The 13,422-nt window shown below is 35.9% G+C and carries 7 protein-coding genes; all 7 read right to left on the bottom strand.

Features of this window, described 5'->3' with window-relative positions:
* Nucleotides 1-12: 12 nt before the first annotated feature.
* Complete coding sequence (locus KFZ70_RS12285; RefSeq protein ID WP_139696256.1) at nt 13-1,509, bottom strand: sulfatase; 1,497 nt, start codon at nt 1,507-1,509, stop codon at nt 13-15.
* A 12-nt stretch (nt 1,510-1,521) separates the two neighbouring features.
* Nucleotides 1,522-3,171: a sulfatase gene (locus KFZ70_RS12280; protein WP_139696258.1), complete on the bottom strand. Its 1,650-nt coding sequence runs from the start codon at nt 3,169-3,171 to the stop codon at nt 1,522-1,524.
* A gap of 31 nt (nt 3,172-3,202) precedes the next feature.
* Nucleotides 3,203-5,590 (bottom strand): alpha-L-rhamnosidase C-terminal domain-containing protein, encoded by a 2,388-nt coding sequence (locus KFZ70_RS12275; protein WP_139696260.1) that lies wholly within the window; start codon nt 5,588-5,590, stop codon nt 3,203-3,205.
* 134 nt (nt 5,591-5,724) lie between these two features.
* The gene (locus tag KFZ70_RS12270) at nt 5,725-7,926 is read right to left on the bottom strand and encodes a T9SS type A sorting domain-containing protein (protein WP_139696261.1); all 2,202 of its coding nucleotides are present in this window, start codon (nt 7,924-7,926) and stop codon (nt 5,725-5,727) included.
* 223 nt (nt 7,927-8,149) lie between these two features.
* Nucleotides 8,150-9,646: a sulfatase gene (locus KFZ70_RS12265; protein ID WP_139696263.1), complete on the bottom strand. Its 1,497-nt coding sequence runs from the start codon at nt 9,644-9,646 to the stop codon at nt 8,150-8,152.
* A gap of 14 nt (nt 9,647-9,660) precedes the next feature.
* On the bottom strand, nt 9,661-11,481 hold the full coding sequence (locus KFZ70_RS12260; RefSeq protein ID WP_139696265.1) for a glycoside hydrolase family 2 protein: 1,821 nt from the start codon (nt 11,479-11,481) through the stop codon (nt 9,661-9,663).
* A 6-nt stretch (nt 11,482-11,487) separates the two neighbouring features.
* Nucleotides 11,488-13,410: a hypothetical protein gene (locus KFZ70_RS12255; protein WP_139696267.1), complete on the bottom strand. Its 1,923-nt coding sequence runs from the start codon at nt 13,408-13,410 to the stop codon at nt 11,488-11,490.
* Nucleotides 13,411-13,422: the final 12 nt, after the last annotated feature.

The following is a 13,422-nucleotide window of genomic DNA, read 5'->3' as shown; positions in this document are numbered from 1 at the left end:
GTTATGATATTTTTACCAGTGTTCAATGAGTTTATGATCGTCTAAAGACAGTGTGTTTTTGATGCTATCAGGAATTTTTCGTTTAGGCGTATCTTGATCTAGTTTAAACCCCTTGTTCCCTTTAGGGGTTATGATTGGCATATTACCCGGGGTTTCATCTAAAATATCTCCTTGAGACTTCATCCATTTAAATAAATCCTTTTTTAATTGTTCTTTGACCGATTGTAATTCTAGGTCGTTAGCCAAATTATGTTGCTCAAATGGGTCATTTTGCACATCGTATAATTCCTCAAGAGGCTCATTTTTAAATGCATTTGCTCCTCGTTTAATGAAGTAATCTACATTGGGTTTTCCAGTTAGATTTTGCTCAAGCACTTCTAATGAATTAAAATTTCGAACATATTTATAGTGCTTATCACGAATCATTCTTGAAGGGAAAACTTCAGAATTCAAAATATTTTGATTGGTTCTTACGCCATATACATATTTGTTTACCACCACTTCATCACCTTGTAATAGAGGTAAAAAACTAGTCCCATCCATATCTTCTGCTGCTTTACCTCCTGCAATATTTAGGAATGTTGGCAAAACATCGGTATAATGGATGAGTTGATTTGAAGTAGTCCCAGGCTTAATCACTTTTGGCCAACGCGCTACAAATGGCACTTTTAAACCAATATCTTTAACAGTGAATTTACCTGAAACCCCATGATCTGCACTGTATATAAATAGGGTATTATCATCTAAATACGTATCAACCAATTGTAAAACCTTTTCTATTTGCGTATTATCCTCTTCTATACTTCGGTAATACCCCGCTTTAGATTTTACATAGTCTTTATCATTTTTTTTATCCTCATTAAAGGGGAAAAACTTAATATCTTCTGCTTTCGGGTTTTCAACATCAAAATACTTTCCATGTGGGTATTTTGAAGTGATAAACATACAAAATGGTTTTTTCGCTGATTTGAAATAACGTTCTATACTATCTAAGGGAATATAATCTCTAGGCACGTCTTTTTTAGGCACAGGTTCCCACTCTTTATCCCATTGATATACACTTTGTGGTTTTACATGACTTTTACCTGCTAAAACCACTTCATACCCCAGATTTTTCATTTTCGCAGTTACACTTTCAACATTGGGTCTTGTAGCGGTATGATTAGCAAAACAGCCATTTTTTAAAGGATATTTACCCGTAAAAAGTTGAGATCGACTTGGAGCACAAATGGCCTGTGCTGTAAAAGCATTGTTAAAAAGCATGCCTTCTTTTGCGAGACGGTCTACTGCTGCCGTGTTCACTTTTTCATTACCATAACAACCGTAATCATATACATCTTGGTCGTCGGCTAAATAGAAAATTAGATTGGGTTTGGTTAGGAGCTGTGTTTCACTTTCAACCTTAGCTAAATCCTTGTGTTTTGTATCTGTATGCTTATTACCTAAACATGACGCGAAAGCTAGAATTGAAAGCCCTAAAAGTGTTAATTTTATATGTTTTTTAATCATTTCTTTGTAGCCTTAATGTTTATATTTCTTTACACCATCTTTTAATGGAAAAGCTACTTTTTCTCCATTTTTTGCCCAAGACCCTGTTGGGGTATTCCTTTTCATGAGCCATGTGCGTAGTTTATTGTTCATTTTTGATGCTAAATCAAGTGTCTCTTTGTTTGGGTTTCCGCTTAAAATATTGGTGGTTTCCCCAATGTCATTAGTCAGGTTATAAAGCTCATAAGACTCATCTTCATAACGATAAAATAATTTATAATGCTCATTGTTAACATGTCTATAATGAATGACTGATTGCGGCATGTTACGTACATCCATATACCCTGGGAAATGCCAAAATAATTCATTTTTATCATCAAGAGCATCTGTTTCTTCTTTTAGAACAGGAACGACCGACTTTCCATCTATTTCATGCGTTTCAGGGCTTGGCAATTTGGCCCCTGCAATTTCTGCTAGAGTAGGGTAAAAATCAATGGCATGAACTTCTTGGGTTGTATTTACAGTGTTAGGTTTGATAACACCTGGGTATTTAAAAATCAAGGGTACACGAACACCGCCTTCATAATACGTCCCTTTTCTTAAACGCAATGGTGTATTATCTGTAGGTCCCATAAAACCGCCATTATCTGAATAGAAAACTACCAAAGTGTTTTCGGCAATACCATCTGTTGTGTTTCCATCTCCATTAGGATCTTCTAGTGCATTTAAAATACGCCCTACAGTTTGATCTAAAAGTTCTACAAAAGCAGCGTAATCCGCTCGTGTATGACGTAAATCTTGAGATGTTTTGGCTTTGTATTTAGCTTCTAAATCAGGACGCGGAAGTATGCTAACATGTACAGCGTGAAAAGGGATATAAGCAAAAAATGGAGCATCTTCTTTTGAGCGATCTTTTATATAATCTACAACCGCATCTCCCAGAGCATCAGTAAGGTGCTTAGGGGTACCTTCTAATAGCCAAGGATCATTTCCATTTTGTATAGGCTTTAGCACATTTTGTATGTAAGTAGTGTCGTAGGGCTGAGCAAATCTTTTTAATCCTTCATGGCTAAAAATCCAACCTTTAGCATCATCGTTTTGTGCAAAAAATTCATTTCTTACTTTTACTCCATTTACAATGGCGTTTGTTTCTTTCCGAAGTGCTAAATTATAGTCAACACCTAAATAACTCTCAGCATGCTTACCCTCTTTTATGGCATGAAACTTTCCAAACCATGCCGTATGATAGCCCTCAGTCTTGATAGTTTTAAACATGGAAATACACTGTTCCTTCAAATAATTATTTTGAGTATGAGGCGTAATAGCTGTAATAACTCCTTTTGAAGCTCTTTTTAGACTCCCCACATTATACACGCCATTTTGAGGACCTGTAGCATATTGCCCACTAAGAAGTGCCGCACGTGTAGGTTGACAGTTTTGTTGCGTGTAGGCATAAGTAAATGACATACCTTGCGCTGCCAATTTATCTATGTTAGGACTTTCATAATACTTTGACCCATTTCCTAGACTTGTGTTAGGCGAACTTAAATCTGTCCAACCTAAATCATCAGCCATAATAAAAATGATATTGGGTTTTTGGTTGGTATCTATCTCTGATTGAGAGGTAGCTAAAAACGCTACCAATAAAAATACAATTAGTATAATCTTAGAAAATATTCTCATGTTAATTTAACGACAAAGATGTTATTACAATTTATTCATTCATTTGATTCTCTCCACTTTTCAAAATTATCTGTTTTCCATTTTGGATATAGGTTCCCGTAAGCCCCTCAGGAAGAAAAATAGTTCCTATAATCTTTTTACTCTTTGTTTTCTTTAAGTTGACTTTAATCTCACCTAGTTTATGCGGCATTGAGCCCTTGACCCAATTTAAATCTCCCAAATGAGGTTCGATTCGTACTGAATTGAACCCTGGAGCAGCAGGTTCTATGCCGCATACCAGCGCTAAATAATAGTACAAAGGTGATGCACTCCAAGCATGACAATCGGAACGCGTTGGATCCGCTTTCTCAGGAAATGTAGTAAGTCCTTTATCAAGTAAGCCACTTAACGTATCTAAAGTTGATATATACATATTACCTAATCCTACCTTCTTAAGCGCTGCTATCTTATAAAAATCGAAGTAAAATGAGGTTTGTGCTATCTCCTTATTGTTAAAAACGCGCTGCATGAGTTCTTTTTCTTGGGCTACTTCAAAAGTGTTACTTAATATAGCTAAAACATTGGCATGTTGACTAAAAGTATTTTTCTCTGGGGTATCGGCTAACAATTGCTTATCCTCATCCCAACAATGTTTTAATATTGAATTTTGAGTAACTTTTGCTTTTAGAGCCCATTTATTTTTGAGTCCAGTCATGCCGTAGGCATCAAATATTTCCATGGCTTTATGAATGGTATAAACATATTGCATCCCAATAACAGCAGAGTATTTTTTTTCCTTGGTTAAAGGCGGGTATCCCGTTTTCCATGCATCAACCCAATCTACAAAAAGCCAACTTTCCAATTTACCAAGCATGCCATTATCAGCTACACGTGCATCATACCAATTAAGAATATCGAGGATAGCTGGAACCATTTTCTCTATAAATTGAACATCCTCACAATGCATCATATAGTCATTCACCATGGTAATCCAAACCAATGAAAAAGGCGCTATGATTTGTTGTGTGCTACTTGGATAGCGTGATTGTGTTAGTCCGAACGGCAATCGAGAATCATAATAATCTTGAATGGCATCTTTCCACAATCGCGTGTCACCAGAAGCATAGGCCGTATTAAGTCCCTGTATACGCGTATCACCCGTGTATTGTAGTTGTTCGTAGTACGGACAATCAAAAAAGATTTCACCAGCACATAAACGTTGGGTTCTCCAAGCCACATCAAAAATAGCACTCATACGGGAGTCTTCACTTTCAAAACTGGACTTTAACTTAAATGGATACCCTGTAAACTCACTACTAAACCCCTCAAGAATTAATGGTTCTTCTCCTGTTGTAATTTTTAATTCAACATAACGGAAACTGCGCCACCAAAGTGGTTCAAAAAACCTATCATCTCCGCCATCTACTTCAATGATATCATAATTCCCCCACATGACTTTTCCTTCAACGTCGTTTCTATTGCCTTTATCAAAAGTTGGCTTACCATCTTTGGGGATAAAAAGACTCTCAGCATAGGTTATTTTAATAGTACTATTTCGCCCTTTACTAAACTTTAGTTGCGGATAGGCATTGGTTAAATGCCCTTGATCCAATAAAATAACGGCGGTCTTATTAGCAGGAATTTTAACAGGTTTACTGCCGGCTATCAAATCCTTTGCATTTTTTACACCTTCCATTCTTCTTACCTCAGCAAAGTCCTGCTTTTTCTTTTCCATCATTGGAATGGAACGCGGACACAACAGGCGTTTATCTGTTTTTCCAGTAATATTATAGTAATTCATGGGCATACCATTATTACCTTCTTTTACTTTTTTCCATGATATTTCATTATCTGATATTTTCCAGTACCACGGATGTAGATCGGCATTAAATTTTTCTCCGGGTCCGCTAGCATAAAAACGTCTAAGGTCCATAATTTTATAAAAGGAATAAGCCTCATCAATAACTACACGCCACGTTGTATTGGTATTAATTTCTTGTTCTTGTTCTGTATTCCCTTGAATGATTAAACCTGTTTTAAGCGACATTTGAGCGACTGGCTTAAGCTGTGCCATATTCCACACTTTTGCTGCAATATGATTCTCGCCTACTTTAAGATATGGTGCAATATCTACCGTATCAAATAGCCACCGATTTAAATCGCAACGCGCAGGACCGCGAGTTACCACTTTGCCATTTATGTATAACACATAACGGTTATCCGCTGAAATATTAATCACGTAATCTTCGGGAATTGTTTTAAAAGACAAGACTTTCTTAAATAAATACACCCCCGTTTCATCTCCAGTTATATCAGGATGTGATACCCATTTTGCCGACCATATTTCTTGGAGTAATTTAGAATTAATATTAGTGGTATTTTGAGCGCTTAGCATAAGTACACAAAAGACAATCCAGAAAGTTAGAATAGTATTCTTCATTAGTTCAAAAAAGTCTTTACCCTACTTCACTGTGGGTTTAGTTCTATTGTAGTTTCCCCTTTTCCGCTTTTACAAGCCAACAACAGCACTAATAAACTAATACCGTAGATAACTATTTTATGCATTTCAATTTTTTACTGCTTAATAATTTTAACCGTAGCCTTATTTTCTAAACCTACTTTTACAAAATAAATGCCTGCAGGTTTATTAGAGATATCAATATGTACCCTACCTTCCTTTACAGTATGAACCTGATTTGAAATTAACTGACCATAAACATTAAACATATGTAAACTCACCTCTTTAAAGTCATTTGGAATATATATATCAAACACACCCTTTGATGGATTTGGGTACGCCAAGATATTTTCTAACATATTTATTTTTTTAGACAATTTACCTTGACAGTCCGCTTTGGCCTTAACATCAATTTCATCACCATGAGCCACATCTATTTCTATGTATTTTTGGTTTGTTGTCATTAACAAATTACCATTTTTAATAACCACATAAGGCCCTTCGCCACTTTCAATAGTAATGGTTGCCTTGTCTTTATTTTGGGCTATTTTACCAGAAATAGAATTTCCAGATTCAATTTCTAAACTAAAACACTGTTTAAAATCTTCTCCATCAACTGTGATACAGAAACTGTAATTACCAGGATTTAAATTTTCGATAGTTATATCTTTTGTAAAACTATAATCAAGCCCAGCAATTTGTACACTATAATTTCTAGTGCGCAAGGTATTTATAATGAGTTTCCCGTTATTTCTGCCTGTGCAAGTTTCGCTTATAGTTTCAATATTGAAATTATTGGAAGGTAAAACCTCTGTAAAATCAACACCACTTAAGGCTATGGTATTAATTGATAATTTTGGAAGAATAATTTGGCCTGTTCCCTCTTTGATTAGAGATAACGGACTATCATTATAGGGTACGGCACGCTCTTCATCTACAGCAGAAAATGCCATAGCTTTATGTATGTAAGTATCTGTAAAACTTCCACCGTCAACTGATACATTAAAAACCACATCCTTATCGGTTAAATTTAAAGCCAAAACTGTAGCTTTACCATCTTTCCAAACTACTCTGGCGCTCACAGCTTTTACACCTTCAATAAGATTTGGAGATTGCATATCACTACCTATCAATGTACTATTTTCAAGAATACTTCGGGTAATTTCGTAGGCCGACCCAAATAAGGTTTTCTCTAAAGGGTATTTTATTCGCTCTTTGATCTTACCTTGCCCATCTATATATTCTTCCCAAACCAACATTGAATTCAATTTACCATTGGTACTAAACCAATTGGCACGCTCAAAAATATCCTGATTTTCGCTCATCATTAAAAAACAATCTACAGCTCCTAGTGCAGATACCGCGTTAGGCCCTCCAGATTTTACACCCCATTCGGTTAACCAAATAGGCTTATTCGTTACTTTACGTGGATAATCTGTAATTGAAGCTAATAAATGCTTTCTGGCAGTTAAGGCTGTGCTAAACGCTTCATCGCTGTTGCTAGCATCATCTGGATCTGAACCTACATAGGTATGAATGGTAACGGCGTCAAAATAAGATTGGTCTACAGTTAAGTCACTATTCCAATTTGGGTTAGCCCAACTATCGCGCCGTAGCAAAGGTATAGATACTCTAATATTTGGATCTAGCTCCTTTAGAGCAGCCGACATAGATTTTGCCCTAGCAATATAATCTTCTGCATTAGGTATTATTGAACTTCTCTGTCCTGGATAAAAATTCTCGTTACCCATTTCAACATCTTTAACTTCAAACCCTCTATTAATTAAATCTTGATAACGCGCAACACTTTCTTGACAACCATTATTAAAATCAGTACCATCAGCACTCATATTAAAGGTCCACATCATACTGAACCCTTTTCCTGTATTGGATTTACGTTCAGAATTTAATGCGGTTAAACCATCAATTCCTACTTTAATATTATTGTTATCAAAAATATACAAATTGGCCAAAAAATCGACCTCCTTCATTCTAGGGGTGTCATCAACGCCCTGTTTGTACTCAAACTTTTCTTCTCCAAAAAGCCTAGACACATCTCTTCTCCAATCATACCAATTAGCCCATAAACCATGAGGAAAACGTACCGAAATCGGGTTAAACAACTTCACAAAATCTTTTTCTTGATTCGTGCTAAAATGATGGATATTTGTTCCTAATAATAAATTATTGAAAGGCTCTTGAGAATCCGTCTTCAAATTTAAAGTGGCTTCTATATTGTCGGGCAAATTGAAAGGATAATCTTGTGCATTACTTTGTATAATTAGAATTAAAAACAACAGTAGTACTTTTATTTTCATAACATTTTTATTGTTCTGATTATTTTACAAGTAATATTCATTTTTCTAAGAATGAATTAAGAAATAAAATTACTTAACTTTTAGGCTTTACCTATCCTGTAGTATGCTGCAAAAAATATTATAAAAACAAAAAAAAACAGAGATAAACTTCTGGATTTTATAAGACATTCTGATTAAGATAAATATCACCCGAAAACTAATTAACCCTAAACCTCAACTAGTTTTAATTTTCGGCGCTAGTACGCGCTTTCTGCTCTACAAAATAAGGTTGAAAGGTATATTTCGATTTTTCGTCCCATTTTACATTTGTGTTGGGCAATAATTGCTTCAACTCCTCTAATTTTTCTTTGTACTCCTCATTTCCGGCTACGTTTATCCATTCGTTAGGGTCGTTAGCATGGTCATACAACTCTTGAGTACCATCTTCATATTGAATATATCTAAACTGATTTGTTCTCACCGCATGATTATTCATACCATAGGTAGTTAATGCAAAAGAGTCTTCGACACCTTCATTTTTGTTCATCATAGACACCAAACTTTTACCTTCATTTCTGGAATAAGCTGGGAGACCGCTTAACTCGAGTAAGGTTGGGTAAATGGATAACATTTCAACTGGAGCATCAATCTTTTTTCCTTTTGGTAAATTTGGCCCAGCAAACATCAACGGTGCTTTCGTAGCGGTTTCCCAAAGGGCATGCTTAGCAAAGGTGCCTTTTTCCCCGAGGCGATACCCGTGGTCTGACCACAACACAATAACCGTATTATCAGCATACTTGCTATTTTCTAAAGCATCTAAAACACGGCCTAATTGGTTATCTACAAAACTGATACAAGCCAAATAGGCTTGTACCATTTTTTTCCACTCACCACTTTCAATCGCCCAATTTGTGGTAGGCATCATAGGTAAATCGTTAATTTGTAAACCAACATCTGGAATATCAGCCAAATCATCTGCTTTATAAGGTGGTGTTTCAATAGCTTCCAAAGGATACAAATCGAACCACTTTTGAGGTACATATAACGGCACATGTACACGCAAAAATCCAACACCTAAAAAGAAGGGTTTATCATAATCGCGTTGTAATCGCTCAATAGCCCAGGTGGCCGATGAATGATCAGGCATCAAGCTATCATTTTCAGGAAATGCACCCCAGTCTGTACTCGTTCTACCATGAACACCTTTAATACCCTTTCCATAACCATCCCATACAAAGCGCTTTTTAGGTAATGGTCCAAACCCTTTTACGCGTCCTCCTGATTCATGAAATACACTATCTGGTGCATGATTATGAAACAACTTACCAATCCCCATGGTGTGATAGCCGTTATTGTTAAAATACTCTGGAAGAAAGGTTATATCTTTTGTTGCTGGATTACCATCTCGACGCACTTCATTATCGGGTGCCATTCCATAAATACCAGTATTAGAGGGTCGCAACCCCGTCATGATGGACGCTCTAGAAGGGCCACAAAGTGGCGCTTGAACATGTGCATTTGTAAAGGTTACGCCCATTTCAGCTAACCTATCAAAATTTGGGGTTTTTACATTTGAAAAATTGTCAATGGGTCCTATCATATTGTTTAAGTCATCTACTGAAATAAACAATACATTAGGTTTTGAAGGTTCTTCGGAAATCGCTTGCTCCTGAGCTGTTTTGGATTTACAAGAACTGATTAACAAGCCAATTACAGCTACTAAACAGACAAGTTTTTTCATGATAATATTGTTATTTATTTAATGTTTTTATAAAACTTCTGTAGCGTATAAAACGCTTTCTTCTTATTTCCTGTTTCTGAAATTAGCCCTTTTCTGTTCCAGCCGTTTTGGTATGGAATTAAAGTGCGTCTTGGCGACCTAAAATCTACCAAAGTCCATGGGGTAATACCACTAATTCCAGGAATTTTAGCCAAAGTAGGTAGGGTTTCTTCATATAATAATTCTTGAAACTCTTCACTCCAACGGGTCATATTATCGGCATGATATCCTTGAAGCGCACCAGCACCAAACTCGGAAATAATGACTGGTTTATCGATATCTATTTCCCAACGTATGTTTTTGATGTTATCAATTTTACCGCCATACCAACCATAATATTGATTGAAACTTAACACATCTACAACCTCAGCAAATTCATCTTCAACAATCATGATATTTTTGTCCTCATCTTTACCATGGTCTTCCAAAGCCGCACTAACGAGACGTGTGTCATCTAGTTTTCTGGCTGTTGAAGCTAAATTGGTTAAAAATGTTAAACGCTCTTTAGATGTAGGCGTTTCGTTGGCCATTGACCAAATGATAGAACAAGCTCTGTTTTTATCGCGTTGAATAAGTTCTGTTAGCTGAGTTTCAGCCTTTTTGTAGGTCTCGGTATTTGTCCATTGAATCGTCCAATACACAGGTATTTCTTCCCAAACTAAAATACCCATTTCGTCTGCTAAACGAATCATGTTTTCGCTATGCGGATAATGTGCTAAACGCACATAATTACAACCCAATTCTTTGGTCCAACCTAACAATACCTTGGCATCTTCAATAGACCATGCTCTACCACCACGCATGACGTTTTCTTCATGGATAGAAATCCCTTTTAAAAATATTTTTTCGCCATTTAATAAAATTTGCTTCCCATTGGTTTCAATAGTTCTAAATCCAATTTTATCTGATATGTTATCTTTTGAAATAGCAATGTTTACATCGTATAATTTCGGATTTGTATCACTCCAATAACTTAGACGTTTTACAGGAAATTCAAACTCAACATACCCCTCATCATCGGTAATAAAGGCTTTATTTATTTTTAATTCTGGAATGGAAAGGCTAACGTTTTGATTTCCCTTATTTTCTCCATTTAATTTAATGTATCCTGAAACCTCCTTATTGTTATTTTTAGTGAGTTGAATTTTATAATCTTCAATAAAGGTTTCATCTAACTCATAAATAGTGACATCTCTGGTGATACCCCCGTAATTCCACCAATCTGTGCTTAATGTAGGTACTTCATCTGCAGCTCGTTTATTATCTACTTTTACAATTAAAAAGTTATCCTTTTCTTTTAAGAGATGTGTCATTTCAAAATTAAAAGGTGTAAATCCACCCACATGAACTCCTAATTTCTTTCCATTTAAATAGACATCTGTTCGGTAGTTAACTGCACCAAAGTGTACATAGTAACGTTTCGAAGCGTCATAATCTTCAACATTAAATGACTTTTTATACCAAACGGTACCCTCGTAATAAAACAGTTTTTCTTCTTGTGAGTTCCAATCTCCAGGAACAATCAAAGTAGGGGCTGTATCAAAATCGTATTCTACCCTATCCGTTTTATTTTGTGGTTTTTTATTTAAAAAGTAGGCGCTAGAACCAGGATTTTCTGTACCATCATGAGGCTCCATTCTGTAGTTATAATATCCTGTTTCGTAAACATCCACAATATAATGCCACCTACCATTTAGGCTTTGCCCGTTTCTTAAATAGCTATTTTGCAACAACGGTTCATTTGCAAATGTGAATATTGAAATGAATAGTAGACTTATGCTAACAATATATTTCATGTGATTTTAAATAACTTTGATTGTAATTTTAACTTGATTTTTATCTTCAAAAGGCATAATTAATGGCACTGCTTCTACGCCTGGTACCATATTAAATAGTCTCGCTTTTGGTGTGTCTTTTATTTTTATAGCTGTACTTGACGTGATTTTTACTGTTCCCCCTGGCTTTTCAATAGTAACTTCATGTTCTGAAACTTGATTTACTTTTTCCCCTGTTGGTGATACTATTGGTAATACAAAAGCGGTAGGTGTTTTTATAGCCTCATTGGTAGTTGCGAGTATTTCTAATTTTTCAGAAGTTGCGGTATAATCTAAATTGAAATTTGAAGCCGTTTCTTTTACTATCTCAAAAGCTTCGTTTTTTAATTGAACATTAGCTTTATATTCAATTTTAGTGGTATCGTCTTTTGATGTAAAAGTGGCTTCTAAATCGAATAAATTGCTGTACCAAACATTTTCCTTAAAGGTTTCTATTCTTGGTGTTAGTGCAAAATCTTTATCTGGCTGTGGTTGCTGATTATAGGCTTCCAATGTTTTATAAATTGCTACGCTTGCCGTACATAATAATCCTACTCTATTATGATACAAAACTCCAAGTGAAGCTCCAGTGACTTGCCTTACATCATTTCTTTGACTATAGATAGAATCATACGCAGAAATTGTACCCCTCCAGTCGCCTTTACCAAATAAGGAAACATCTAACTCCCTAAAATAGGTTTCGCCATTTGCTACAGCTCTAGGAAGAGGTTCAGATTTATCTATTTTCGGTAAGTGTTCCCAATGGTCAAGCAAAGTTGCTAAAGGCTTAGCATGTGCAAAGGTATGATGAACGCAAGGCTCGATACCATGAGACACATAATGTGGACCTCCATGTAACAATCCTTTATGGGTACATGACTTTAAAAGTTCAGTATTTTTAAAAGTAGCGGTACCTAAAGCTGGATTATAATTAGCCATAAAACTAAAGGCTGGTTGCATACCATCACTGGTTCTACTTCCCCAATAGGTCCATTTAAACATTCTGTTTCCAAAACTATTGTCTATGCCCCCATCGGGTAAAATAAAATCTAAATGCGCATCCAAGGATTTTTTTAGTAACTTCAATAATTCCTCATCATTTTCATCCAACGCATAGAGCACCAAGTTATTCAAGGATTCTTCAATGTTATAGCCCAAATCTATACCTGGCAAACCTTTTGGGCTTAGCGCTTTTTTATTCTTTCCTTGTATCTCTCCAAATAACAAAGCGTTGGGTTCAGAAAAATGACTTTTTATTTGGGAAACTAATTCTTTACTTCTTTCTAAATACTTTTGGTTGTTTAACAACTTCCCAATTAAATGAAGTGCGTAAATTGTTGTGGCACTGTAATTAATATTGCCACTACCCACCGCAGGGAATCTATTGTACACAAACTCAGTTGCCGATTCTAAACGTTTGTACCATCGGTTACGAGTACTTTCATCTAATAAATCGCCGCGATATTTCAAGGTGTCTGCCAAGGCTATAGCTCCAAAAACCGTGGTTCCATCCCAAGATTTTGGATCTAAATCATTAGTCCATGCGCCATCTTCCCTTGTTACGTTTTTACCCCATTCAAAAGATGCGATACCGGCGTCGAGATACTTTTTATCTCCTGTTGCTTTGGCCATATAAAAAAACGGATATACAGCATCCATGACTCGCGCATGTACTGTGTCGCAGGCGGGACAATCGAATAACCCATGAACTTTAGGGTCTGATGGCTTTATAATTTGAGTTTTTATCATCCCGTCACACCATTCCTTCAATAAATCAAAAACTAGTTTTCTGTATTCAGGCGAATGAAATTCTTTTATCTCATTGGTACATGAACTTAACAAGCTAGTTGCTGAAAGCGATAGCCCAACACCTGTTATGGTTGACAACTGAATAAAATCTCTACGCTTCATCTGAATATTTCT

The sequence above is a fragment of the Allotamlana fucoidanivorans genome (assembly GCF_045788535.1).
GTDB classification, from domain to species: domain Bacteria; phylum Bacteroidota; class Bacteroidia; order Flavobacteriales; family Flavobacteriaceae; genus Allotamlana; species Allotamlana fucoidanivorans.
This window is presented reverse-complemented; position numbering and strand designations above follow the sequence as displayed.